At 61.7% G+C, this 25,067-nt stretch carries 24 protein-coding genes; 12 read left to right on the plus strand and 12 right to left on the minus strand.

Going from position 1 to position 25,067, the window contains the following annotated elements; genetic code table 11:
* Nucleotides 1–84: 84 nt before the first annotated feature.
* Nucleotides 85–762 carry an isochorismatase family protein gene (locus ACJ8HT_RS12125; RefSeq protein ID WP_197651946.1) on the minus strand — a complete coding sequence of 226 codons (678 nt, stop codon included), beginning with the start codon at nucleotides 760–762 and terminating at the stop codon, nucleotides 85–87.
* 260 nt (nucleotides 763–1,022) lie between these two features.
* Here ACJ8HT_RS12125 and ACJ8HT_RS12130 point away from each other — a divergent pair, with 260 nt between their 5' ends.
* Entirely contained in the window at nucleotides 1,023–1,451 is a 429-nt protein-coding gene (locus ACJ8HT_RS12130) for a universal stress protein (protein ID WP_038877738.1), read from the plus strand.
* 315 nt (nucleotides 1,452–1,766) lie between these two features.
* Complete coding sequence (locus tag ACJ8HT_RS12135) at nucleotides 1,767–2,522, plus strand: SDR family NAD(P)-dependent oxidoreductase (RefSeq protein ID WP_025302549.1); 756 nt, start codon at nucleotides 1,767–1,769, stop codon at nucleotides 2,520–2,522.
* Between the two features lie 43 nt (nucleotides 2,523–2,565).
* On the opposite strand, the gene ACJ8HT_RS12140 is transcribed toward ACJ8HT_RS12135, so the two are convergent.
* From ACJ8HT_RS12140 to puuD, 4 genes are read right to left on the minus strand one after another with little or no spacing between them, the layout of a single operon-like run.
* Nucleotides 2,566–3,846: an NAD(P)/FAD-dependent oxidoreductase gene (locus ACJ8HT_RS12140; protein ID WP_025302550.1), complete on the minus strand. Its 1,281-nt coding sequence runs from the start codon at nucleotides 3,844–3,846 to the stop codon at nucleotides 2,566–2,568.
* Between the two features lie 11 nt (nucleotides 3,847–3,857).
* Complete coding sequence (puuC, locus tag ACJ8HT_RS12145; protein ID WP_060419310.1) at nucleotides 3,858–5,354, minus strand: aldehyde dehydrogenase PuuC; 1,497 nt, start codon at nucleotides 5,352–5,354, stop codon at nucleotides 3,858–3,860.
* A gap of 15 nt (nucleotides 5,355–5,369) precedes the next feature.
* Nucleotides 5,370–5,927 carry an HTH-type transcriptional regulator PuuR gene (gene puuR / locus ACJ8HT_RS12150; RefSeq protein WP_197651945.1) on the minus strand — a complete coding sequence of 186 codons (558 nt, stop codon included), beginning with the start codon at nucleotides 5,925–5,927 and terminating at the stop codon, nucleotides 5,370–5,372.
* Nucleotides 5,924–6,685, minus strand: coding sequence for a gamma-glutamyl-gamma-aminobutyrate hydrolase (puuD, locus tag ACJ8HT_RS12155; protein WP_197651944.1), 762 nt, complete (start codon nucleotides 6,683–6,685; stop codon nucleotides 5,924–5,926). The genes puuR and puuD overlap by 4 nt, the downstream gene beginning before the upstream one ends.
* 219 nt (nucleotides 6,686–6,904) lie before the next feature.
* Between puuD and ACJ8HT_RS12160 the strand changes: the two genes are divergently transcribed.
* The 5 genes from ACJ8HT_RS12160 (at nucleotide 6,905) to ACJ8HT_RS12180 (ending at nucleotide 12,588) form a co-directional block, all read left to right on the plus strand.
* Nucleotides 6,905–8,323, plus strand: a complete 1,419-nt coding sequence (locus tag ACJ8HT_RS12160; protein WP_197651943.1) for a glutamine synthetase family protein — start codon at nucleotides 6,905–6,907, stop codon at nucleotides 8,321–8,323.
* 308 nt (nucleotides 8,324–8,631) lie between these two features.
* On the plus strand, nucleotides 8,632–10,002 hold the full coding sequence (locus ACJ8HT_RS12165; protein ID WP_019454837.1) for an APC family permease: 1,371 nt from the start codon (nucleotides 8,632–8,634) through the stop codon (nucleotides 10,000–10,002).
* 91 nt (nucleotides 10,003–10,093) lie between these two features.
* Nucleotides 10,094–10,987: an aromatic amino acid DMT transporter YddG gene (gene yddG / locus ACJ8HT_RS12170; protein ID WP_049200366.1), complete on the plus strand. Its 894-nt coding sequence runs from the start codon at nucleotides 10,094–10,096 to the stop codon at nucleotides 10,985–10,987.
* A gap of 73 nt (nucleotides 10,988–11,060) precedes the next feature.
* Nucleotides 11,061–11,333, plus strand: coding sequence for a hypothetical protein (locus ACJ8HT_RS12175; protein ID WP_049272745.1), 273 nt, complete (start codon nucleotides 11,061–11,063; stop codon nucleotides 11,331–11,333).
* Between the two features lie 373 nt (nucleotides 11,334–11,706).
* Nucleotides 11,707–12,588 carry a nucleoside-specific channel-forming protein Tsx gene (locus tag ACJ8HT_RS12180; protein ID WP_025160262.1) on the plus strand — a complete coding sequence of 294 codons (882 nt, stop codon included), beginning with the start codon at nucleotides 11,707–11,709 and terminating at the stop codon, nucleotides 12,586–12,588.
* A 54-nt stretch (nucleotides 12,589–12,642) separates the two neighbouring features.
* Here ACJ8HT_RS12180 and ACJ8HT_RS12185 read toward each other — a convergent pair whose 3' ends face one another.
* Nucleotides 12,643–12,822 (minus strand): hypothetical protein, encoded by a 180-nt coding sequence (locus tag ACJ8HT_RS12185; protein WP_025160261.1) that lies wholly within the window; start codon nucleotides 12,820–12,822, stop codon nucleotides 12,643–12,645.
* Between the two features lie 441 nt (nucleotides 12,823–13,263).
* Here ACJ8HT_RS12185 and ACJ8HT_RS12190 point away from each other — a divergent pair, with 441 nt between their 5' ends.
* Nucleotides 13,264–13,758: an anti-virulence regulator CigR family protein gene (locus ACJ8HT_RS12190; protein ID WP_049200367.1), complete on the plus strand. Its 495-nt coding sequence runs from the start codon at nucleotides 13,264–13,266 to the stop codon at nucleotides 13,756–13,758.
* A gap of 114 nt (nucleotides 13,759–13,872) precedes the next feature.
* Nucleotides 13,873–14,403, plus strand: coding sequence for a chorismate mutase (locus ACJ8HT_RS12195; protein WP_197651942.1), 531 nt, complete (start codon nucleotides 13,873–13,875; stop codon nucleotides 14,401–14,403).
* A 3-nt stretch (nucleotides 14,404–14,406) separates the two neighbouring features.
* On the opposite strand, the gene ACJ8HT_RS12200 is transcribed toward ACJ8HT_RS12195, so the two are convergent.
* From ACJ8HT_RS12200 to hutC, 4 genes are all read right to left on the minus strand, one after another.
* The gene (locus tag ACJ8HT_RS12200) at nucleotides 14,407–15,942 is read right to left on the minus strand and encodes a serine hydrolase domain-containing protein (protein WP_197651941.1); all 1,536 of its coding nucleotides are present in this window, start codon (nucleotides 15,940–15,942) and stop codon (nucleotides 14,407–14,409) included.
* Nucleotides 15,943–16,186: 244 nt separating this feature from the next.
* Nucleotides 16,187–16,990 (minus strand): N-formylglutamate deformylase, encoded by an 804-nt coding sequence (hutG, locus tag ACJ8HT_RS12205; RefSeq protein WP_197651940.1) that lies wholly within the window; start codon nucleotides 16,988–16,990, stop codon nucleotides 16,187–16,189.
* Complete coding sequence (gene hutI / locus ACJ8HT_RS12210) at nucleotides 16,987–18,210, minus strand: imidazolonepropionase (RefSeq protein ID WP_197651939.1); 1,224 nt, start codon at nucleotides 18,208–18,210, stop codon at nucleotides 16,987–16,989. Before hutI ends, hutG begins: the two co-directional genes overlap by 4 nt.
* A gap of 157 nt (nucleotides 18,211–18,367) precedes the next feature.
* On the minus strand, nucleotides 18,368–19,123 hold the full coding sequence (gene hutC, locus ACJ8HT_RS12215; protein ID WP_033646346.1) for a histidine utilization repressor: 756 nt from the start codon (nucleotides 19,121–19,123) through the stop codon (nucleotides 18,368–18,370).
* A 180-nt stretch (nucleotides 19,124–19,303) separates the two neighbouring features.
* Here hutC and ACJ8HT_RS12220 point away from each other — a divergent pair, with 180 nt between their 5' ends.
* From ACJ8HT_RS12220 to ACJ8HT_RS12230, 3 genes are all read left to right on the plus strand, one after another.
* On the plus strand, nucleotides 19,304–20,674 hold the full coding sequence (locus ACJ8HT_RS12220) for a formimidoylglutamate deiminase (protein WP_197651938.1): 1,371 nt from the start codon (nucleotides 19,304–19,306) through the stop codon (nucleotides 20,672–20,674).
* Nucleotides 20,674–21,237 carry a HutD/Ves family protein gene (locus ACJ8HT_RS12225; RefSeq protein WP_197651937.1) on the plus strand — a complete coding sequence of 188 codons (564 nt, stop codon included), beginning with the start codon at nucleotides 20,674–20,676 and terminating at the stop codon, nucleotides 21,235–21,237. The genes ACJ8HT_RS12220 and ACJ8HT_RS12225 overlap by 1 nt, the downstream gene beginning before the upstream one ends.
* Before the next feature lie 72 nt (nucleotides 21,238–21,309).
* Nucleotides 21,310–22,311: a LacI family DNA-binding transcriptional regulator gene (locus ACJ8HT_RS12230; protein WP_197651936.1), complete on the plus strand. Its 1,002-nt coding sequence runs from the start codon at nucleotides 21,310–21,312 to the stop codon at nucleotides 22,309–22,311.
* 41 nt (nucleotides 22,312–22,352) lie between these two features.
* On the opposite strand, the gene ACJ8HT_RS12235 is transcribed toward ACJ8HT_RS12230, so the two are convergent.
* Nucleotides 22,353–23,795: a glycoside hydrolase family 32 protein gene (locus ACJ8HT_RS12235; protein WP_197651935.1), complete on the minus strand. Its 1,443-nt coding sequence runs from the start codon at nucleotides 23,793–23,795 to the stop codon at nucleotides 22,353–22,355.
* Entirely contained in the window at nucleotides 23,792–25,051 is a 1,260-nt protein-coding gene (locus ACJ8HT_RS12240) for an MFS transporter (RefSeq protein ID WP_197651934.1), read from the minus strand. The genes ACJ8HT_RS12235 and ACJ8HT_RS12240 overlap by 4 nt, the downstream gene beginning before the upstream one ends.
* Between the last annotated feature and the right edge of the window lie 16 nt (nucleotides 25,052–25,067).

Raw genomic sequence — 25,067 nt, forward strand, 5'->3', positions numbered from 1 at the left:
TCGTTAGTTTTATAACGAATCCTGCACAGAATCTACTCGATTGATCGCCCCGACGCTGGCCGGGGCGAATCGTCCTCTCCCGCTTTAGCGCTGCGAGTCCAGCAGTTCGTTGTTTTTCACTACGTCCTGCGCCTTGAGGTAGCTCTCGATCAGCAGCTGATAGGCCGGGAAGATGTTGGTGTAGACCTCGGCCCACTGCTGAGCGTCGGCGCGGTTCCAGCTGCCCTGCAGCTCGGAGGCCACGCCGGCGGTGTCGATCGGCACCACGCCGGCCTGTACCACGCGCGCCAGGGTGATTTCCTGCGCCATTTTCGAGTAGGTGCCGGAGGCGTCGATCACCGCGAATACTTTATAGCCTTCGGCCACCGCGCTGATGGACGGGAAAGCCATGCAGACGCTGGTGATGGTGCCGGCGATGATCAAGGTTTTGCGGCCGGTGGCTTTGACCGCCGCCACGAAGTCCGGGTTGTCCCAGGCGTTGATTTCCCCTTTGCGGGCGACGTATTGCGCGTGCGGCGCATTTTTGTGAATTTCCGGGATCAGCGGGCCGTTCGGGCCCTGCGGCACCGAGGCGGTGGTGATCACCGGCAGTTTGCTGAGGGTGGCGATGCTGGCCAGGGCGGCGGCGCGGGCGCGCAGTTCGGTCATCGGCATGTCGGCGACGGTTTGGAACAGGCCGCTCTGGTGGTCGATCAGGAGCATGACCGCGTCATTGGCATCAATAACAGGACGCTGGCCGTTGAAGTTGGCTGGAGTGCTCATGGTGTTTTCCTTTTCTCGTCGTAAGGTCAGTGGGTATCTTCTTTGATTGATAAGGCTGAAACTCAGCACTTGCCTACAGTGTAGGGAGGGGAGAAAAATCCGGTAGACCGTGCAGGCGGGATGCATCGTTTCACAGATGGAACGACGGTGCGGCAGGCGAGTGAACCCGCGCTGGGCTAAACTTAAGATGCATGAGAAACATGCGGCAAGGAGCGCCATCCTGTTTACGGATTACGGAGTTGACGAGGAGGGCCGCCATCATGGCTTACCGGCATATCGTTGTCGCCACGGATCTCAGCGAAGACGCCGAGTTCCTGCTGGGCAAAGGCGCCAGACTGGCCGCCGCGCTCAAGGCCAAACTTTCCCTGATCTATATCGACATCCACCGCGCCGGTTATTACGTCGATCTGGGCGTGGGCGATTACAACTACACCGATCGCACCTTTTCGGAGCGGGTGAAGAATATGCTCAATGCGATCAAAGGGCAGTCGTCCTACCCGGTCGAAGAGGTGATCGTCAGCCGCGGCGCGTTGACGGAAGAGCTGAACCGGGTGGCGAAAGAGAAAGGGTTCGACCTGGTGATCTTCGGCCACCATCACGACGTCTGGAGCCGGCTGGTCTCTTCGGCGCGCCAGGCGATCAACGAACTGAACGTCGATCTGCTGGTTGTCCCCATCGAGAAAAAATAGTCGCGGCCGCCTGCGGGCGGCTGCCGTTTTTCATTCACATCGTTTATCTCTGTGCGGCCATAACCGCACACCTGCAATAGTCTCGCCCGCTGACAATCCGCCAGACAAATAGTGACTCACCGTAATTTTATTTTATCCATCAATATGTTGGCCAAAATCCGATAAGGGTTAATCCAGCGCATTGAAATCACTGACATACCTCCTTTTGGTTAATAAACCGCACGTTTTGACTGGCTCTCAGGGGAGGGGCGCCTTATCCTCGGGGTAATGAGATTTGTATGACTTATATAAATACGTTCACATGGAGGAGGTCTCATGCGTTTTGACAATAAAGTCGTGGTTATCACCGGTGCGGGCAATGGTATGGGGGAAGCGGCGGCGCGGCGTTTCTCCGCCGAAGGCGCCATCGTGGTGCTGGCCGACTGGGCCAAAGAGGCGGTAGATAAGGTCGCCGCTTCGCTGCCGAAGGGCCGGGCGATGGCGGTACATATCGACGTGTCCGATCACGTCGCGGTTGAGAAAATGATGAATGAGGTGGCGGAAAAACTGGGCCGCATCGACGTCCTGTTGAACAATGCCGGCGTACACGTGGCGGGCAGCGTGCTGGAAACCAGCGTCGACGACTGGCGCCGCATCGCCGGGGTCGATATCGACGGCGTGGTGTTCTGCTCCAAATTCGCCTTGCCGCACCTGCTGAAAACCAAGGGCTGCATCGTCAATACCGCGTCGGTGTCCGGCCTGGGCGGCGACTGGGGCGCGGCCTACTACTGCGCGGCGAAAGGCGCGGTGGTCAACCTGACGCGCGCCATGGCGCTGGACCACGGCGGTGACGGCGTGCGCATCAACTCGGTCTGCCCTAGCCTGGTGAAAACCAACATGACCAACGGTTGGCCACAGGAGATCCGTGACAAGTTCAATGAGCGCATCGCGCTGGGGCGCGCGGCGGAGCCGGAAGAAGTGGCGGCGGTGATGGCGTTCCTGGCCAGCGACGACGCCAGCTTTATCAATGGCGCCAACATCCCGGTCGATGGCGGGGCGACCGCCTCGGACGGCCAGCCGAAGATCGTTTAAGCGGTAACGCACAGGCCCGGTCAGGATGACCGGGCCTGCTGTTTTAGACGCCGATGCGGTCGCGCAGCGTGTAGTAGGCCGCGCCGATGGCGGTGAACGGGATCTGCAGATTGCGCCCGCCGAAGAACGGCAGGTGCGGCAGCTTGGCGAAGGCGTCGAAGCGTTCGGCGTCGCCGCGCATCAACTCGGCGATCAGCTTGCCCGCCAGATGGGTGCAGGTCACGCCGTGGCCGCTGTAGCCCTGCATGTAGTACACGTTATTCTCCAGCCGGCCGAACTGCGGCATGCGCGACAGCGTCAGCAGGAAGTTGCCGGTCCAGCGATAATCGATACGCACCCCTTTCAGCTGCGGGAAGGTCTTCAGCAATTTTGGCCGTATCAGGTTGTCGATGTCGTCCGGATCGCGCGCGCCGTACACCACGCCGCCGCCGTACAGCAGGCGATGATCGGCGGTGATGCGGTAGTAATCCAGCAGGTAGTTACAGTCTTCCACGCAGTAGTTCTGCGGGATCAGCGCCTGCGCGATCTCCGGCGCCAGCGGCTCGGTGGTCACCACCTGAGTGCCGCACGGCATGCTGCGCTTGGCCAGCCGCGGCTCCAGCTTGTCGCCCAGATAGGCGTTGCCGGCGACGATGACGAAACGCGCCTTCACCTGGCCGTTGGCGGTGCTGATGAGCGCCGGTTCGCCGTGGCGGATGTTCGTCACCGCCGATTGTTCGAAGATGCGCCCGCCCTGTAGGCGAATCGCCTCGGCCTCGCCCAGTGCCAGGTTGAGCGGATGGATGTGGCCGCCGCTGTGATCGAGCAGCGCGCCGACGTAGCGATCGCTGGCAACTTCCTGGCGTACCCGATCCGCATCGAGCAGCTCGAGCTGGGTATTGCCGTAGCGTTCCCAGTTGCGTTTCTGCTCGATCAGTGCATGGAACTGCTTGTTGTTCAGCGCGGCGAAGATGCCGCCGGGGCGGTAGTCGCAGTCGATGGCGTAGCGGCTGATGCGGCTGCGGATGATCTCCGCGCCTTCAAACATCATGCTGCCGAGCAGGCGGGCGCTTTCTGCGCCGTAGCGCTCTTCAATCACATCGATGTCGCGGCTGTAAGAGTTGACCAACTGGCCGCCGTTGCGGCCGCTGGCGCCGAAACCGATGCGCGCCGCTTCCAGCACCACCACGTTATAGCCGGCCTCCACCAGAAACAGCGCGGAGGAGAGGCCGGTATAGCCGCCGCCGATCACGCAGACGTCGCATTCGATAGATTCATTCAGTTGCGGATAGGGCTGATGTGCGTTGGCCGTGGCCGCATAGTAGCTTTTTACGTGTTCAGTCATGAGATAAGCCCTTATTCCAGCGAGATCCAGGTGGTTTTCAATTCGGTGAATTTGTCCAGCGCGTGCAGCGATTTGTCGCGGCCGTTGCCGCTCTGCTTGTAGCCGCCGAACGGTACGGTCATGTCGCCGTCGTTGTAGTTGTTGACGAACACCGTGCCGGCCTTCAGCTGGCGCGCCATGCGGTGCGCACGGGCCAGATCGCGGGTCCAGACCGCGGCGCCGAGGCCGTAGTCGCTGTCGTTGGCCAGCTGCAGCGCCTGTTGCTCGTCGTCGAAGGTGGTCACCGCCAGCACCGGGCCGAAGATTTCATCGCGCGCCACGCTCATGGCGTTGTTCACCTGGGTGAGGATGGTCGGCCCCAGGTAGCCTGCGTGGTCGCCCTGCGGATGGTCGCGCCCGTCGAGGAATAGCGCGGCGCCCTGGCTCAGCCCCCGATCGATATAGCCGGCCACTTTTTCGCAGTGGCCGCTGTCGATCAGCGTGCCCATCACCGTGGCGGGATCGAGCGGATCGCCGGGAACGAAGGCCGCCGCGTGTTTGCGCAGCGCCTGCAGGAATTCTTGCTCAATGCTCGCTTCGACCAGCAGGCGAGTGCCGGCGATGCACACCTGCCCCTGATTATAGAAGATGCCGGCGGCGGCGCTGCGGGCGGCCTGATCCAGATCCGGGCAATCGGCGAAGACGATATTGGCGCTCTTGCCGCCGGCCTCCAGCCAGACGCGTTTCATGTTCGATTCGCCGGCGTAAATCATCAGCTGCTTCGCCACCAGCGTGGAGCCGGTGAAGGTGAGGGCGTCGACGTCGCGGTGCAGCGCCAGCGCCTTGCCGGCGTCGTGGCCATAGCCGGGCACCACGTTCAGCACGCCGTCCGGCAGCCCAGCCTGCTGCGCCAGTTTGCCGAGCAGGATGGCGCTCAGCGGCGATTTTTCGGAGGGTTTGAGCACCACGCTGTTGCCGGCGGCCAGCGCCGGACCGAGTTTCCAGCAGGCCAGCAGCAGCGGAAAGTTCCAGGGCACGATGGCGCCGACCACGCCGATCGGCTCGCGTTCGATCAGCGCCAGCGCATCGCGGCCGGTGGGGGCGATTTCGCCGTACACCTTATCGATCGCTTCGGCGTACCAGCGGATGCAGCGAATGGCGCCCGGCACGTCGTCGCGCAGGCTGTGGCGAATCGGCTTGCCGGTGTCCAGCGTTTCCAGCAGCGCCAGCTCTTCGTGATGCTGCTCCATCAGCTCGGCGAAGCGCAACAGCGTGGCCTTGCGCTGCGTCGGGGCGGCTTGCGCCCAGTCGCCACGCTCAAAGGCGGCGCGCGCCGCGCTGACCGCCCGATCGATGTCGACGGCTTCGCCGCGCGCGACCTGCGCCAGCTCACGGCGCCCGGCGGGATCTTCCACGGCGAAACTTTTCCCCGCGGCAGCCGGCTGGTAGCGGCCGTCGATAAACAGCTGGTGCTCAATCTTCAGGGCCTGCGCCCGTTGTTGCCAATACTGCAAATGGTGAAAGTTCATGCCTGGCTCCGTTGATCAGAATGTCGTCGGCGTATGGGCGCTGATAATCCGGCAAATGCGCGCCGACGTGTTGCTGAAACTGTGGGGGATGCCGGTATTGATGGCGTAGCTTTGCCCAGCCAACAGGTGATAGCTCTGGCCGTTGACCTGCAGCACCACTTCACCCTCCAGCAGCGTGCCGATCTCTTCCCCCTGATGCTTGATGCGCTCGCCGGTGGTGGTGCCCGGTTCGTAGGTCTCGATCATCATCGCCAGCGTGCGGTGCGGGTCGCCGTTATGGATAAGCTTCATCGAAACGCCCTGGCTGCCGATTTCGATCAGATCGTCACTGCCGATCACGATCTGCGGCTCCGTCGGTTTTTCCGGCTCGGCGAAAAACGCCGACAGCGACAGACCGTACACCGTCAGCAGCTTTTGCAGCGTGCTGATGGCCGGGCTGACCTTGTCCTGCTCGATAGTGCTGATGGCGCTGTGGGTTAACCCAGACAGTTCGGCGACCCGGCGCTGCGACAACCCTAATTGTTGACGGATCTGCGACAGACGTTTTCCCGGTGCCAAGCTGACGTCGCTCATGGGCGTTTTTCCTTTTGATAGTTCCGACAGGCGGTGATGAAACCATCAAACAACAGGCGCGACAGGGCGTACTCGTCGCTGTGCCACTCCGGGTGCCACTGCACGCCGAGCGCGAAAGGCTGATCGCGCACGCTGATCGCCTCCACCAGCCCGTCGGCGGCGTGCGCCTCGATGCGAACGCTTTCGCCCAGGGTTTTGGCGCCCTGGCCGTGCAGCGAGTTCACCCAGAATCTGTTGCAATCCGGTATCAGTTGCGAAAGCAGCCCCCCTTCCTGAACGATGACTTCGTGGGCGGGGGCGTATTGCTGTTCCAGCGGCAGGTCGTGATCTTCACGGTGTTCCTGCAGCTCGGGCAGTTCGTACAGGCGGCGATGTAGGGTACCTTGGGTGGCGACCACCATCTCCTGCATGCCGCGGCAAATGGCGAAAAGGGGAATGCGCCTGTCGAACGCCTGGCGGATCAGCGCCAGGCTCAACGCGTCTCGGCCAGGATCGGCGTCAGGCTCATCGCCGTTTTCACCATAAAGGTGCGGCTGCACATTACTGGGGCTGCCCGGCAGCAAAATGCCGTCGAGGCGCGGCAGCAGTTCCGCCAGCATGTCCGGCTCCGCCAGCGCGTGCGGCAGGGCGATCGGCAAGCCGCCGGCGGTGATAACGGCATTCAGGTACTTTTCTTGCAAGGTCTGTGTGAGGTGCCCGTTTAACCTATACCTGCACATGACGACGCCGATGACTGGTCTGTTAAATATATTGTCCATGCTATCCCCTTGGTACGTTCGAAATTATGAACGATAAGCTTCTCCACCGCCGATTTCGTTCAATATTCTATAAATCTAGCAGTCGATTGGGCAATATTCAAACCAAAAGTAACACTTGCAAAACAAATTTGTTTCATCTACGTTTCATTTGTGGGCATTATATTGAACAAGACGGTCAATAAACATCGACGACAGCAAAACACAAACGGCGGGTGAACCATGCAGACCAACATCGTAGAAGTGGAAAACTTTGTTCAGCACAGTGAAGAGAGACGAAGTAGCGCGTTCCAGCGCGAAGTGAAGAAGTACCTGGAACGTTATCCATTAACCCAACATGTCGACGTACTGTTGACCGATCTGAACGGCAGCTTCCGCGGCAAGCGTATCCCGGTCGGCGGCCTGAGCAAGCTGGAGAAGGGCTGTTACTTCCCGGCGTCGGTATTTGCGATGGATATTCTCGGCAACGTCGTCGAAGAGGCCGGGCTGGGGCAGGAACTGGGCGAGCCGGATCACGTGTGCGTGCCGGTGCCGGGCACGCTGACGCCGTCGGCGGCGGATCCGCAATATATTGCGCAGGTGCTGCTCACCATGCTGGATGAAGATGGCACTCCCTTTGACGTTGAACCGCGCAATGTGCTGAACCGAGTGTGGCAGCGTTTGCGTCAGCGCGGGCTTTCCCCCGTGGTAGCGGTAGAGTTGGAGTTCTATCTCATCGATCGTCAACGCGACGCGGAGGGCTATCTGCAGCCGCCGTGCGCGCCGGGCACGCAAGAGCGCAACACCCAAAGCCAGGTGTATTCCGTCGATAACCTGAACCATTTCGCCGACGTGCTGAGCGAGATCGACGAACTGGCGCGTTTGCAGGGCATTCCGGCGGACGGCGCGGTGGCGGAGGCGTCGCCGGGGCAGTTCGAAGTCAACCTGCACCATACCGACGACGTGCTGCAGGCCTGCGATCACGCGCTGGCGCTGAAGCGGCTGGTGCGCATGGTGGCCGAGAACCACAACATGCAGGCGACCTTTATGGCCAAGCCGTATGAGGAGCACGCCGGCAGCGGCATGCACGTGCACATCAGCATGCTGAATGCGCAGGGCAACAACGTGTTCGCCGACGACGACGGCGAAGACTCGGCGCTGTTGAAACAGGCGCTGGCGGGCATGATCGCCCTGATGCCGTCTTCGATGGCGCTGCTGGCGCCGAACGTCAACGCCTACCGGCGCTTCCAGCCCGGCATGTACGTGCCGACCCAGGCCTCCTGGGGACATAACAACCGCACCGTGGCGCTGCGCATTCCCTGCGGCGATCGCGACAACCACCGCGTGGAGTATCGCGTGGCGGGCGCCGACGCCAACCCTTATCTGGTGATGGCGACCATTCTGGCCGGCATCGTCTACGGCCTGGAAAGCGCGCTGCCGCTGCCTGAGCCGGTGACCGGCAACGGGCTGGAGCAGGACGGGCTGCCGTTCCCGATTCGCAAGAGCGACGCGCTGTACGAGTTCGAACATCAGCCGGTGCTCAATGCACTGCTGGGCGAACGCTTCAGCCATGTCTACCTGGCCTGCAAAACCGATGAGCTGGTGCAGTTCGAGCGCCTGATCACCGAAACCGAAATCGAGTGGATGCTGAAAAACGCCTGATCCCGCTCACCCTGCGACGACCGCGCGCGTCCGGCGCATTTCATCGGCTCTCCTGTGGCCGGTGAGGCTGCGCGCTGCGGTACAGAATTTCTTCTATCACGGCGTACAGGACGCCGACGAGGAAATAATCATGACTCAGTCATTCCCCTGCGCAGACGTTTGCCTGTGCCGCAGTGCCTACGGGCCGGTCGCCGGCCGCCCGACAGTGATCCCAACCCGTTTTTCCCGCCGCCTGAGCAGCAGTTTCCCCGCGGCCTCTCTGAATGACGTTGCACGGTTGACAGCAGAGGACCAAGAGGGGAAATGCCATGACGATTAAAGCCATCGACAGCGGCCCGGCGGGCAAACCGCAGCTGCGCAAATCCCTCAAGCTGTGGCAGGTGGTGATGATGGGCCTGGCCTATCTGACGCCGATGACGGTGTTCGATACCTTCGGCATCGTCTCGGGTCTCACCGACGGCCACGTGCCGACCTCCTATCTGCTGGCGCTGGCCGGCGTGCTGTTCACAGCCATCAGCTACGGCAAACTGGTGCGCCAGTTTCCTACCGCCGGCTCCGCCTACACCTATGCGCAGAAGGCGATCAACCCGCACGTCGGTTTTCTGGTGGGGTGGTCATCGTTGCTCGATTATCTGTTCCTGCCGATGATCAACACGCTGCTGGCGAAGATTTACCTCACCGCGCTGTTCCCGGAAGTGCCGCCCTGGGTGTGGGTGGTGGGCTTCGTTATCCTGATCACCGCCATCAACCTGAAAAGCGTCAATCTGGTGGCCAACTTCAATACCCTGTTCGTATTGGCGCAGGTGGCGATCATTCTGGTGTTTATCTACCTGGTGGTGCGCGGCCTGCACAACGGCGAGGGGATGGGCACGGTGTGGAGCCTGCGGCCGTTCCTCAGCGAGAATGCGCATCTGCTGCCGATCATTACCGGCGCGACTATCCTGTGCTTCTCGTTCCTCGGCTTCGATGCGGTCACCACGCTGTGCGAAGAGACGCCCGACGCCGCCAAGGTGATCCCGCGCGCCATCTTCCTGACCGCGCTGTACGGCGGGGTGATCTTTATCAGCGTGTCGTTCTTTATTCAGCTGTTTTTCCCGTCCATTCAACGCTTCCACCAGCCCGATGCCGCGCTGCCGGAGATCGCGCTGTACGTCGGCGGCAAGCTGTTCCAGTCGATCTTCCTGTGCGTGACCTTCATCAACACGCTGGCCTCCGGCCTGGCGTCGCACGCCAGCGTGTCGCGCCTGCTGTACGTGATGGGGCGCGATAACGTGTTCCCGGAGAAGTTCTTCGGCTACATCCATCCTAAATGGCGCACGCCGGCGCTCAACGTGCTGATGGTCGGGCTGGTGGCGCTGTCTGCGCTGTCGTTCGATCTGGTGACCGCCACGGCGTTGATTAACTTTGGCGCGCTGGTGGCCTTTACCTTCGTCAACCTGTCGGTCATCAGCCACTTCTTTATTCGCGAAGGGCGCAACAAAAGCTGGAAGGATCGCTTCAACTTCCTGTTCCTGCCGCTGGTGGGGGCGCTGACGGTGGGGGTGCTGTGGCTGAACCTGGAGAAGAGCTCGCTGACCATGGGACTTATCTGGGCGACGCTGGGCTTCGGCTATTTGGCCTGGTTGACCCGGCGTTTTCGCCAGCCGCCGCCGCAGCTCGAGCGGCAGCCGCAGCAATAAAATCACAGGCGGGAATTTCCCGCCTTTCTTTTTGGCGCGTGCGGCAGTAGAGTGAAAAACCTGATAAAAAATAACCCATTGGATCCGCCTTATGCCCGCTTTGCCCTCGCGTACCCGCGCCACGCTGTTCGGTTTATTGGCCATTGTGCTGTGGAGCAGCGTCGTCGGCCTGATCCGCAGCGTCAGTGAAGGGCTGGGGCCGATCGGCGGCGCGGCGATGATCTACAGCGTCAGCGCGGTGTTTTTGCTGGTGGCGCTCGGCGTGCCGAAATGGCGCAGTTTTCCGCGGCCTTATCTCATCGTCGGCAGCCTGCTGTTCGTCAGCTATGAGATCTGCCTGTCGCTGTCGCTCGGCTACGCCAATACCCGCCTGCAGGCGATAGAAGTGGGCATGATCAACTACCTGTGGCCCTGTTTCACCGTGCTGATGGCGTTGGCGCTCAACGGGCAAAAGGCCAAATGGTGGCTGCTGCCGGGGCTGCTGCTGTCGCTGTTCGGCATCGGCTGGATCATGAGCGGCGAGGGCGGCTGGTCGCCGGCGCAAATGCTGGCCAACGTGCGCAGCAATCCGCTCAGCTACGGGCTGGCGTTCAGCGGTGCGGTGATCTGGGCGCTGTACTGCAACCTGACCAAGAAGATCGCCCAGGGCAGCAACGGCGTGGTGCTGTTCATCGTGCTGACCGCGCTGGCGCTGTGGCTGAAGTATGCCTTCAGCGCGGAAAGCGGCATGCAGTTCAGCCTCGGCGTGACCCTGACGCTGCTGTGCGCCGGGGTGGCGATGGGGGCGGGGTATGCCGCCTGGAACGTCGGCATTCTGCACGGCAACATGACGCTGCTGGCCACCGTCTCTTATTTTACCCCGGTGCTGTCGGCGGTGTTCGCCGCGCTGGTGTTGCACACCTCGCTGACCGCCAATTTCTGGCAGGGCGTGGCGATGGTGACGCTCGGCTCGCTGATCTGTTGGCGGGCAACCCGTGGAAATTAACGGAAATTATCCGCCGTCGGCGCAATGTTGAACTAGAATTTAACTAGCCATGTTGCCTGAAGGAACGACGACGATGAGAAGCGACATTCAATTTATTCAACAACCCGAAATCGACGCGCATCACTATGAACGCGGCGATACCGTGCGCCTGACCACGGCGAATCTGCGGCATGAATATCAGCTCGACGTTTATATTTTGCGCCGCGACGACAAGCTGATTTACGGTTCGGTCGTTGCGGCGGCGCCCAAGACCGACATTCCGGTCGCCAGCTGGGAGGTGAAAAACGGCGAGGAGGTGGCGTTCCGCCAGGAAAACATCGCCAAGGCGGTGCCGGCGGTGAACTGATTTCGCTTTGCGTATTTTCTGTTGATTTTGATGAAGGCCGGCGTTCATGCGTCGGCTTTTTCTTTTCCACGTCGCGATAATGGGCAGGTGACGCCCTGATGACGGTTGGCTTAAAAATTGCGCTAAAAATCGATGTGCATGACTAAAATCACAGCGAATGTGAATTTGCATGAAACATAATTTGACAAATGTGAACGCAATCGATTACCTATTCGCGAAATGCGTAACTGGATCACAGATTCTTACAGTCAGTGGTTTCTATAATGCGCGCGTCATCCGAGTTTCTGTGTGAAGACAACGCCAGGTGTCGGCAGACTCATTGTCATCTTTTCTAAACGGGCAGGAAATGGCCCTTTAAGTATGTGGTAATAAAATGAAAAAAATAGCTCTCGCAGCAGGTGTACTGCTCGCAGCGTCTTACAGTGCATCATCAATGGCTGATAGCAAAGACAGTCAATATGTCTCCGACTGGTGGCACCAGAGCGTCAACGTGGTGGGCAGCTACCACACTCGCTTCGGGCCGCAGCTGAATAACGACGTGTATCTCGAATACGAAGCCTTCGCCAAGAAAGACTGGTTCGATTTCTACGGTTACGTTGACGTGCCGAAGTTCTTCGGCGTGGGCAACACCCCGGATCGCGGCATCTGGAACAAAGGCTCCCCGCTGTTTATGGAGATTGAACCGCGCTTCTCCATCGACAAGCTGACCGGCACCGATCTGAGCTTCGGGCCGTTCAAAGAGTGGTACTTCGCCAACAACTACATCTATGATCTGGGCCACAACGCCGACGGCCGTCAAAACACCTGGTACATGGGTCTGGGCACCGATATCGACACCGGCCTGCCGATGAGCCTGTCGATGAACATCTATGCCAAATACCAGTGGGAAAACTACCAGGCTGCCAACGAGAACAGCTGGGACGGTTACCGCTTCAAGGTGAAATACTTCGTGCCATTGACCCAGGTGTGGGGTGGCAACCTGAGCTACATCGGCTTCACCAACTTCGACTTCGGTTCCGATCTGGGCAAGGACAGCCATTGGGTTGACGGCACCGGCAAACAGGTGCGCACCGGCAACTCGATCGCCTCCAGCCATATTTTGGCGCTGAACTACGATCACTGGCACTATTCTTTCGTGGCGCGTTATTTCCATAACGGCGGCCAGTGGCAGGATGGCGCGGATATCGGCACGCCGCAGGGCCCGATCAAGTCTACCGGTTGGGGTTATTACCTCGTGGTCGGCTATAACTTCTGATTTTCCGTGTTATCAGAAACAGAAAACCCCGCTTGGCGGGGTTTTTTTTCGTCATCACTGGGCTTGTTCGACCGGGAGATGCTTCACCGGCATAAACAGCCTGCCTTTGATCACGTGACATTCATTATTTATCCAACTAATGATTTGTTCACGGCTGACGCCTTCCGACTGCGCGTAACGATGAAGATCGCCGTTAAAGTGTCGAGTGATGTATTCCATGAGGGTCATTTGCACGTCTTTTGCTCCTGAACGCCCACCCGTTGCCAGCCTGGCCACCGCGGGAGGTTGAGGTTTCTCAGACAGCGAATGTAAATTATTGGCAACTAAATCTCAACATAAAGCACCTTATCAGGGCGACTGCGGCGGGAAAAAGAATCCCGCACGGAGAGGCGGGAAGTGTTCGCTATTATCATTATGGATGATAAGAATAAGATTTGAGGTGCGACGAAAAAGAGCACGCTAACTCTTTTTTGTTACCTTCCCACGCTAGCGTAAGGCTTATTTTTCTTCAAGAAAAATCTGAGGTAAGTATCGGCATTTTCGAGGCGTTTTGCGTTAAAACAAGATTCTGGCGCGTCTGCCGTCTCGCGCGCCATCATCTCGGAGTTTTCCTTATACTTCGTCCGGGAAAGGCCCGCTATAGTCAATAGAGTCACCCACGCAGGAATACACAACATGAACAAACGTCGTACGACCCTCACGGTGTTGGCGCTGATCGCGTCGCTGGGGTTGTCATCCGCTCCGGCTCTGGCCGATAAGGGCGGCAATGGTAACGGCAACGGTAATGGCCATGGCAACAGCGGCAATAACGGTAACCATGGCAATAACGGCAATCACGGTAACAAAGGCAATAAAGACCATTATGATAACGGCGTTTATCGCAACGACGACAATCTGATCACCGTCAATCTCTCGCGCGATCGCGCCCGTTCGCTGGCGCACAACTATGGCCTGACCGGCTACCGTTCTTTGCCGCCGGGCATCGCCAAGAATCTGGCGCGCGGTAAACCGCTGCCGCCGGGCATCGCCAAAAAAGTGGTGCCGCGCTCTATGCTGCGTGAGCTGCCGCAGTACCCGGGGTATGAGTGGCGTATCGCCGGCGACGATCTGGTGCTGGTCGCACTCAGCACCGCGATTGTGGCTTCCGTTATCAATGGCGTGTTCGACTAACGCCTGTCGAGCGTTATCGGGCCCCGCTGCGGCGGGGCCTTTTTATTTGCCAGCGCGGGGCTGACGTGGTGAACTTTAGCCCTGACGTTTTCACTGCATCATAAGGGAGGTGCCATGTTCAGGGCGTTATTGATTGCCTGTTGTTTGACCAGTTTTCCGGCGTTGGCGGACGGCGCTGCCGCTATCGGCGAACTGGTGAACCAACGGCTGTCGTTGATGAAGGACGTTGCCGGTTACAAGGCGCAGCAACATTTGCCGATCGAAGACCTGGCGCAGGAGGCGAAGGTATTGGCCAGCGCGCAGGCGGAAGCGGGGCGTTTGGGGCTTGAGCCCGCGTCGGTGCGGCCTTTCATCGCCGCGCAGATGGACGCCGCCAAGGCGATTCAGTATCGCTATCGTGCCGACTGGCTGGCGAGCCCGGAAACCGGTTGGCAGCCGCGCCCGTTGGCTCAGGTGCGCCCGCAGATTGCGCGGTTGAGCAGCCAGATATTGCAACGGCTGGCGGAGCGGCTGCGCGCCGGCCCGCTTGGCGAGGCGGATCGGGCGGCGTTTATGGCATCCGTGGATCAGGTGAATCTCAGCGCCGCCGACAAACGGCGGCTGGCGAATGCGCTGCTGGCGGTCAAAACCGGCAGCGCAGGCTGAGCGTCAGTCGCGGCCGACGGTGCTGCGGCGGAAGGTCAGCATCCGGCTGCGGTTGGCGATGAGATCCACGTTGTAACCGCGGAAATAGAGGCAAAAGCGTTTTAACCACGGGCCGTCCTGGCACTCCACCAGCATGCGCCCCTGGCCGAGCGGGCTGAGCGTACCGGTCTGCGCCGCCGGACCGACGCCGATATGCACCCGATCGCCACGAATTTCAAAGGCGGTGCGATAGTGCGGGTGATACCACAGCCCCTGCACATGCTTCAGGCAGTCGCCGTTGGCCGTGACCGGCAGAAAACGGCGCGCCACATGCCCGACTTCGCCCTCGACCGCTTCGCCCGTCCACTTCAATTTGATTGGCATATGGGCGGACAGCGACACCGCGTACCCGTCCTCGCCCTGATACAGCGGTTCGCCGCTGCCCAGATAGGCCAGGTTGCCGTCTTTGACCTCCAGCCAGTGCGGCTCGGCCAGCGTGGCGTAAAGGCCGTCGGGGATCGCCGCGCTGCGCTGCGGCAAAGGTTCGCCCAGCAGCGCCGCCATCACCTGCAAAGCCATACCGAAACTGTCGCAGTCTTCGCGGTTGGCGACCAACGCGACGCCGACCTGGCGATCGGGCGCCAACAGGAAGTAGGTTTTGTAACCGGCGTGGGAACCGCCGTGGCCGAGCAAGCGGCGGAGGCCCAGCGGGGTTTGCGCCAGCCCCAGGCCATAGGCGCTGAGCTGCCCCTGATTGAGGCGGCGCGGGGCGCCAAGTTGCGCCAGCACGCCCTGGCCGGGGCCCTCGTCGGCCAGCAGCGTCTGCAGCCAGCGGGTAAGGGCGTTGAGGCTGCCGGTCAGGCTGCCGGAGGCGGAAAGGTGCAGGCCGGCGCTGGCGTGTTGCCAGCCCTGCGGCGCACGCCAGTAACCCGGCACCAATCCCGGTACCACGTCGAACCAGCTTTCCGGTGCCCGCATTTGCACCTGCAGCGGCCGAGCGATGTGCTGTTGCACCAGTTGGTCGAAGTCATACCCTTTGCTGCGCAGCGCCGCCTCCAGCAGCCGATAGCCGGTATTGCTGTAGGCGATCTCGCTGCCGGCTTCGTAGTTCAGCTTCTCCAGCCCCTCGACAAACTGCAGGACCGGCTGCGCCTCGCTGACGGCGTGCAGCGAGATGCCGAGCAAGCCGAGCGTTTCGCGCACGTCGGGCAAGCCGCCGGTCATGTCCAGCGCCTGCCCGACGGTGACGTCCGCCAGCGCGGGCTGCAGGGCGGGCAGCAGTTCGCCCAAGCGTTGATCGAGCCGAATGGCGCGTTCGGTAGCGTTCAGCGCCAGCGCGGCGAAGATATGTTTGGTCACTGAGGCGTAGCGCACCACGCTGTCGGCGGTGAAGGGGGTATTCTGCGCCAGATCGGCCAGGCCGGCGCAGGCGGTGGCGCGGAGTTGTTCGGCGTCAAACAGGGTGATGGCGCCGCCGGGTTCGCCACGCCGTTGCCAGCCGGCCAGCAATTGTTCGGCGAGGGCGCCGGCAGCGCGCCAGTTTAACGGTGTTACAGACATAGGGCCTCCAGAGTGATGGTTCGAAACGGGCCAGCTCGGCCACACGCCACCCGGCGCTGACGATGAGCGCGGGCTTTTCGGCTGATTGTGGCGCAGTGCGTTTTTCGTCGGCCGCTGTTTTGTGCGCTGTTTAGACCAGTCAGTGGGGAATCACGCGAAACTTTGATATAGCGCGCAGATTGCGGCTGACGTTGCGATTAAAGGCAGGGGGAGAAACAGGCGCCCGGCGGCGCCTGCAAAGGGATCAGTTCAGTCTGGCGGCGCTGTCCAACAGGCCTTCAATCATCTGCTTGAGCAGGCGCTGCAGCGAGGCGGCGCGCTGCGGTTCGAACGCGTAAGGATACTGTTCGGACATGTAGTTCACCTGCGCCAGTTCGAGCTGGATCGCATGCTGTTGCTGCTGCGGCTGCCCGTAGGCGCGGGTGATGTAACCGCCCTTGAAGCGGCCGTTCAGTACGTGGGTGTACTGCTGTTGCTGCTCGCAGCAGGCGACCAGCCGATCGCTCAGCGCCTGGGCGCAACTTTCACCGCCGTTGGTGCCGAGATTGAGATCCGGCAGCTGGCCGTCGAACAGCCGTGGGATCACCGAGGCGATGGAGTGTGCGTCGAACAGCAGCGCATAGCCGTGCCGCGCTTTGAGGCGTGCCAGTTCGTCTTGCAGCTGCTGATGGTAAGGTTGCCAAATCTGCTGCAGATAGCCGGCGCGTTCTGCGTCCGTTGGCGCTTTACCCGGCAGGAAGCTTGGGCGGCCGTCGAACAGCACGTCGGGATACAGGCCGGTGGTGGCGGTGGTGTACAGCGGTTTGTCGTCCGCCGGGCGGTTCAGATCGATGACGAAGCGCGAATAGTTGCCGACCAGCACGCTGGCGCCCATCGCCCGGGCAAAGTCGTACAGCTGCGGAATGTGCCAGTCGGTATCGGGCAGCGGGCGGGCGTCGTCGGTCAGTCCGGCCTCGACCGCCGGCGTCAGTTGCGTGCCGGCGTGTGGGATGCTGATCAGCAGCGGCAGGCTGCCGCTCTGGAAGCTAAAAGGATCGCGAATGGTCATTGACGTACTTCTCCTCGGAAAATCACCGTACAGGGCAGCTGGCCGCCCAACCAATAAGCCAGTTCCGCCGGCCGCGACAGCGGCCAGTGAACGAAGTCCGCCACCTTGCCGGTTTCCAGCGTGCCGTGGCTGTGTTGCAGCCCCAGCGCTTTGGCGGCGTGGGTGGTAACGCCCGCCAGCGCTTCTTCCGGCGTCAGGCGAAACAGCGTGCAGGCCATGTTGATCATCAGGCGCAGCGACAGCGCCGGCGAGGTACCGGGGTTGGCGTCGCTGGCGATCGCCATCGCCACGTGGTGCTTGCGGAACAGCTCTACCGGCGGGCACTGGGTTTCGCGCAGCAGGTAATAGGCGCCGGGTAGCAGCACCGCCACGGTGCCGGCATCGCCCATGGCGCGGGCATCTTGTTCGGTAGCGTATTCGAGATGGTCGGCGGAGAGCGCGTGATGGCGTGCCGCCAGCGTGCTGCCTCCGAGGGCGGAGAGCTGCTCGGCGTGCAGCTTGACCGGCAGCCCGGCGGCCTCGGCGGCGGCGAAGACTCGCTCCACCTGCGCCGGTGAGAACGCCAGATGTTCGCAGAAGGCGTCAACCGCATCCGCCAGCCCGGCGGCGGCCGCCTGCGGAATGATGGTATCGCAGACCAGATTGATGTAGTCGTCGGCGCGGTTGGCGTATTCCGGCGGCAGCGCATGGGCCGCCAGACAGGTGGTTTTCACCTCGACCGGCAGCAGCTCGTCCAACTTGCGCGCCACCCGCAGCATCTTCAGTTCGCTCTCCGGGCTGAGGCCGTAACCGGATTTGATCTCCACGCAGGTGACGCCTTCCGCCAGCAGCGGCCGCAGGCGGAACAGCGCCTGCTCCAGCAGCAGCGCCTCGTCGGCCTCGCGGGTGGCTTTCACGGTGGAAATGATGCCGCCGCCCTGCGCGGCAATGTCGGCGTAGCTCACGCCGTTCAACCGCTGTTCGAACTCGCCGCTGCGGTTGCCGCCGAACACCAGGTGCGTGTGGCAGTCAACAAAGCCGGGGGTAATGATGCCGCCGTCGAATTTCACCGTTTCGTCCGCGATCAGGCCGGGCGGCAGCGCCGCATGTTCGCCAATCCAGACGATCTTGCCGTCGCGTACGGCGATCGCGCCGTCGGTCAGGGTGTGATAGTTGCCGTCGCGCATGGTGACGATATCGGCGCCGTGCCACAGGCTGTCACAGTGAATCTCAGACGTCATTGCTTTCCTCCGCCGGAGCCGCAGCTCCCACATGGTTGTATATACAATTAAAAACAACCTAACGCATTCACCGGGATGTCACAAGAGGCGGAAGAGATTTTGTTATCAGGATGTGATCGACAGCGGAGATGCGGGCGCAGGGGGCGCCCGCCGGGAATCAGACTTCGCTGGTGAAGCGGCCGAACAGTTGATAACGGCTGCCGGGGTACAGCAGCCGGGCCGAGGTCACCACGGTTTTGCCGGACCAGGTGCGGCGATGAATCAGCAGGCCGGGTTCGTGGTCTTCCAGCTGCAGCAGCTCGCGCTCGCGCCGGGTGGGGATCACCGCTTCGACGATGTGTTCGCCGGCGGTCAGCGGCGCGGCCTGCGTCAGATAGGTGTAAGGCGTGACGCGGTCGAAATCCTGCTTCAGGTAATCCGGCGCCACCAGCGGGTTGACGCAGCGGTCTTCCACCTGCACCGGCACATCGTTTTCGTAATGCACGATCTGCGAGTAGAACAGCCGTTGGCCGGGTTGAATGCCCAGCGCCGTCGCTTCTTCTTCGCTGGCCGCTCGGGCCTTCAGCTCGAGGATCTTGCTGCTGTGGCGATGGCCGCGCGCGGCGATCTCATCGGCGATGTTGTGCACTTCCAGCAGCGCGGTATGCGCTTTGGCTTCGGCGACGAAGGTGCCGACGCCCTGCATGCGAATCAAAAAACCTTCGCTGGTCAGCTCGCGCAGCGCGCGGTTGATGGTCATGCGGCTGACGCCCAGTTCCGCCACCAGTTCACTTTCGGAGGGCACGCGCTGGTGCGGTTGCCAATGCCCCGCACGGATTTGATTCACGATCGCCTGTTTGACCCGTTGGTAGATCGGGGCGGGGGCATCGCTCATTGCAGCCGCCAGTTGTAACACGGTCTGTTGTTCAGCCACGACGTTAACCTCGTCAAATAAAAAAATAATAACACCAGTTTACTGTTGATGTCGGCGTATGTATATGTATATACAACTAGTGGCCGTCGCGCCAGAAACTTGCCGGTGACCGCCAAAAATTCCTGAATGCGCGCCATCGCCGCGCCTCATTCGCCGTTACACCAACAGTGGAATACTGCCATGCCTGCTTATTTTGCCCCACGCGCTTTGCTCCCTGAGGGCTGGGCGCATAACGTCCGGCTGGACGTCGATGCGCAAGGTTATCTGACTCAAGTTACCGCCGACGCTGAACCGCAAGGCTGCATCCGGCTGCACGGCGACGCGGTGCCGGGCATGCCGAACCTGCACTCCCACGCTTTCCAGCGCGCGATGGCCGGGCTGGCGGAAGTGGCGGGTAACCCGCAGGACAGCTTCTGGACCTGGCGCGATCTGATGTACCGCCTGGTGCAGCGCCTGACGCCGGAGCAGGTGGAGGTGATCGCCCGTCAACTGTATATCGAAATGCTCAAGGGCGGATACACCCAGGTGGCCGAATTCCACTACCTGCATCACGACGCCGACGGTAAGCCTTACGCCGATCGCGGTGAAATGACCGGCCGCCTCAGCGAGGCCGCGCATCAGGCCGGCATCGGCATGACGATGCTGCCGGTGCTGTACAGCTATGCCGGTTTCGGCGCGCAACCGGCGCAGCCGGGGCAGAAACGTTTTATCCAGGATACCGAAAGCTATCTGCACCAGCAGCAGGTGATTGCCCGCCAGCTGGCGGATCGTCCGTTGCAGAATCAGGGGCTGTGCTTCCATTCGCTGCGTGCGGTGGAGCTGGGCCAGATGCAGCAGATTTTGGCCGCGTCGGATCGCACTTTGCCGGTGCATATTCATATCGCCGAGCAGCAAAAAGAGGTGAACGACTGCCTGGCGTGGAGCGGGCAGCGCCCGGTGGCCTGGCTGTATGACCATCTGCCGGTCGATCAGCGCTGGTGTCTGGTGCATGCCACCCATCTGGATCGCGATGAGCTGGAAGCGCTGGTGCGTAGCCGCGCGGTGGCCGGCCTGTGCCTGACCACCGAAGCCAACCTCGGCGACGGCATTTTCCCCGGCGACGCTTACCTGCAGCAGCAGGGGCGCTGGGGCATCGGTTCCGACAGCCACGTTTCGCTCAACGTGGTGGAAGAGCTGCGCTGGTTCGAATACGGCCAGCGGCTGCGCGATCAGCGCCGCAACCGTCTGACGACGCCGGAACAGTCGGCGGTGGGCGATGTGCTGTACCTGCAGGCGCTGCAGGGCGGCGCGCAGGCGTGCGGCGCGCCGATCGGCCGGTTGCAGAGCGGCTATCGCGCCGACTGGCTGGTGCTGGACGGCGACGACCCGTATCTGGCGGCGGCGCTGGACGCCTCGATCCTCAACCGCTGGCTGTTCGCCGGCGGCAAAGAGCAAATTCGCGACGTGTTCGTCGGCGGCCGGCAGGTGATCGAGCAGGGGCGGCACGCGCTGCAGCAGCAGAGCAGCGCCGAGTTCCTGCAGGTGTTGAAAACCTTTCAGCAGGAGGCGTAATGAGCCTGACCCGTTTTAGCTTCGCCGCGCTGCCGGTCAGCCCGTGGCGCAACGGCGGTGGGGAAACCCGTGAAATCGTCAGCTGGCCCCCGGGCGCGCAGGATTTTGACTGGCGCGCCAGCATCGCTACCATCGCGCAGGACGGGCCGTTTTCCGCCTTTACGGGCATCGACCGCTCGATCACTTTGCTGGAAGGCGACGGCGTGCGGCTGTTCAGCGCCGGGCATATCGACCATCAATTGGCTCACGTCGGGGAACCGTTCGCGTTCTCCGGCGACGTGGCGCTGGAAGCGACGCTGCTGGGCGGCGCCAGTCAGGATTTCAACATCATGACGCGCCGTGGCCGACAGGCGGCCGAGGTGCGGCGCAGCACGGCGCCCGTCACCCTGCCATCCCACCAGGCGGGCGTGCTGTATGTGCTGAGCGGGGTCTGGTCGCTGCCGGGGGGCGGCGAACTGCGGGCGCGCGAGGGCGTCTGGTGGGCGGCGCAGGCGGCGGGCGGTGAAGTGGCGCCGCTGACGGCCAACGGCGCTCTCCTGTGGGCGAACATCACAGCCTGCTAACGCAGAGTAGAGTCCTGCGCCCGGTTATGGGATTATTCACTTTTTCCCATTAATCATCATAAAGAAGGGCGCATGGCTTCGCTGAAAGACGTCGCAAAACTTGCCGGAGTCTCGTTGATGACGGTGTCCCGCGCCATCAATGAACCCGGCAAGCTGCGGCCGGAAACCTACCGCCGCGTCAAACAGGCTATCGACCAGTTGGACTACGTGCCGGATCTGTCGGCGCGGCGTATTCGCGGTGACGGAAATCGCGTGCAGACGCTCGGCGTGCTGGCGCTGGACACCGCCACGACGCCGTTCTCGGTGGAAATGATCCTGTCGATTGAGAAAACCGCGCGCGAGCGAGGCTGGAACAGCTTCGTCGTCAACCTGTTTGCCGACGACAACGCCGAACAGACCGTCGATCTGCTGCTGGCGCATCGTCCGGATGGGGTGATCTTCACCACGATGGGGCTGCGCGAGGTGACATTGCCGGCCAAATTGCTGGACAAAAAGCTGGTGCTGGCTAACTGCGTCAGCCCGGCGCATTCGATCGCCAGCTACATTCCTGATGACGAGCAAGGGCAGTATGACGCCACGCGCGCGCTGATCGCCAAAGGCTATCGCGCGCCACTGTGCATTCATTTACCGGCGGATACGCTGGCGGCGGGCCTGCGCCGTCGCGGTCTGGAACGCGCCTGGCGCGAAGCGGGGCGCGATGTTGAACAGCTGCGGCAGTATCATCTCGATCTGAGCGGCGGCGACCAAAGCTATCGCGACTGCGTCGCGCTGCTGGAGCGGCATTTCTCTGCAGGAAGGCGCGATTGCGATGTCGTGGTGTGCGGGAACGATCGGATAGCCTTTCTGGTGTATCAGGTATTGCTGGCGCAAGGATGGCGGATACCGCAACAGGTAGCGGTGCTGGGTTACGACAATATGGTCGGCACCGGCGAGCTGTTCCTGCCGGCATTGACGACGGTGCAGCTGCCGCATTACGAGCTGGGCCGCCTTGCGGCGCTGCATGTGATTGAGCAGCGGGAGCAGTGTGAGACGGTGAAAGTGCCTTGCCCGCTGTTGGAGCGTGGTTCGCTGTAAGCGCACCGGGTGCGTCGCTGCGCGCCCGGTGCTCATTCCCATTATCCCCAGAGGCTTGCCAACTGCCATCCCGTGATGGGCTCAAACTGTGCCCGGCCGCCTTCGGCGAACAGGCTGAGGCGGCGATCGCCCGCCGTCGGATAAATTCGGCTGGTCAGGCAGGCCTGCCCCTGATTGACGAAGATCTCCAGCGATGAGCGGTCAATGAAGATCCGTAGCGACAGGCTGTCACCTTCTGGCAGCGGCACGCTGCGGCAGGTGCACAGGGCGGGGTTTTCATGAAAACGTTCCAGCACCAGCCGGTGCGCCTGATTGTCGACGAACAGCCGCGCCGCACTCCCGATGACCAGCCCGTAACGCTCGGCGTCGTTGTCGGCCGGTCTCAACGTCAGGGTGAGTTCCTGCACGTCGTCCGCCAGCGGCAGATGCTGATTGGTCAGCGTCTGTGCCAAAAAGGTGTGCGATTCTCGGCGCAGCGCCGTCAGTTCACGCGCCGGGTTCATGAGGACGCTGCCGTCGGCGGCCAGCGTCAGCTCACGCGGTAGGGTGAGGGCACCGGCCCAACGGTGCGCTTTGCTGGGCATTGGGGATTCCCACATATCCATCCAGGCAAACAGCAGCCGACGGCCGTCGGCGGCGGTGAAGGTCTGCGGTGCATAGAAATCGTGGCCGGCATCCAGCTCGCAGAAGGGTTGGGTCACCCTAAAGTCGCTGTCTGGCCGCCAGTGGCCGAGCAGATAGCCGCTCTGGAAGCGATTGCGGTAGCGGTAGCCCTGTGCCGCCAGTCCCTGCGGTGAGAACAACAACAGGTGTTGTTCCCCCAGCGGGAAGAAATCCGGGCATTCCCACATATACCCTTGATGCGCCGCCTGCGCGCCGGCCAGCACCCGATCGAAGCGCCAGGCGCGCAGATCTGCAGAACGGTACAGGCGCACCTGGCCCAGGCCGTTTTCTTTGGCACCGACCACCAGCCACCATTCGCCGCTCTCGCGCCAGACTTTCGGATCGCGGAAATGCTGAATGCCGTCCGGCGCGGCCAGCACCGGCCCATGCTTGACGAAGCGTATGCCATCTTCGCTGGTGGCGAGACATTGCACTTCCCGCACCTGGCTGTCGTCGCCGGGCTCGCCCAGCCACACGTGGCCGGTGTAAATCAGCGTCAGCACGCCGTTGTCATCCACGGCACAGCCGGAAAAGCAACCGTCTTTGTCATAGGGCGCATCGGGTGCCAGGGCGATAGGCTGGTGCTGCCAGCGGATCAGATCGCGGCTGGTCGCGTGCCCCCAGTGCATGGGGCCCCAGTGCTCGCTATAGGGGTGATGCTGGAAGAAGGCATGATAGACGCCGTCAATACAGATCAGGCCGTTGGGATCGTTGATCCAGCCGGCGGGCGGCGCGAGATGGAACTGCGGGTAGTATTCGTCTCGGCGTTCTGCGCGCAGGGCTTCGACCGCATGGTCGGCTTGAGCTAAGGCAGTGTTCATTGGACAGACTCACTTGATTTAATGGCGGATTGAAAGGGGGCTGCGCTGGCGGAACGTTCGCCGCGCAGCAGGAAACAGGAGACAAGCGTCGTGGCGGCGACCGCGCACCCCATCAGCAGATAGGTGTCGGCAAAGCCGATGCGGTCATAACCGTAGCCCGCCAGCGGCGACAGGAAGCTGGCCATCACCTGGGTGATGAACTGAAAGCCCACCAGGTAAAGCGTTGAGGAGAGGCGACTGTCGAAGCGGCTGGCGATGTATTTGAAGATAGCGATCAGCAGGATCGGCAACTCTACGGCGTGCAGCAGTTTCATGGCGGAGATCATCAATGCGCCGCTGACCAAGCCTGAGCCGAACATGCGCAGCGCCATCACGCCACCGGCCAGCAGCAGCCCCTGTTTGGCGCCGATGCGGTTCACCAGCAGCGGCGCCAGGAACATGCCGCCGGCTTCGAGGAAGACCTGCAGCGAGTTGAGGAAGCCGTACATCTCGTTGCCCTGTTCGCGAGAAGCGAACTGCGAGGCGAAGTAGACCGAAAATTGCTGATCGAAAACGTTGTACACGCTGATACCGAGCACAAACACCACCAGCGCCCAGAAGCCCGGCATACGCAGCAGCGCCAGCGCATCCTGCAGCCGCAGATTTTCCGGTTTGCCGAACGCCAGGCCGGCCATGGCGTTCGGCTTCAGCTCGCGAACCTGGCTGAGTAGCAACAGGAATACCACGGCGGCGGCGGAGGCCAGCCAGAAATTGATGTTCGGATCGATATTGAAGATAAAACCGGCCAAAAAGGTGGCGCAGGCCCAGCCGAGCGATCCCCACATGCGGGCGCGGCCGAATTCGAAACCGCTGATGCGGCTGACTCGCTCGGTATAAGATTCCAGCGCGCCGATGCCGGCGAAGAAGGTGGCGCCGATAAATACCCCGCCGACCAGCGCGCCGAGCGGCAGGCTGCTGGCCAGCAGCGGGGCGTAAACGTAGATAAAGAACGGGCCGGTCAGCAGCAGCATCACGCCGAGAAACTGCAGCAGGTGCTTGCGCAGCCCAAGTTTGTCCTGAATAAACCCGTACAGTGGCTGTGCGCACAGCGCCACCAACGAGATAGCGGAGAAGATCAGGCCGGTCTCGGCGCCTTTCAGGCCGATCTTCTGATTCAGCCACAGTGAGATCAGCGAAAAGCTGGAAGACCAGGTGAAGAAAAAGAAGAACAGCAGGCCGCTGAGCAGCACGTAATATTTTTTAGTTTCGCGGTTCATGGGTAGGGCCCCGGTG

Source organism: Serratia sp. CY44782, from assembly GCF_052168715.1.
In the GTDB taxonomy this organism is placed as follows: domain Bacteria; phylum Pseudomonadota; class Gammaproteobacteria; order Enterobacterales; family Enterobacteriaceae; genus Serratia; species Serratia nevei.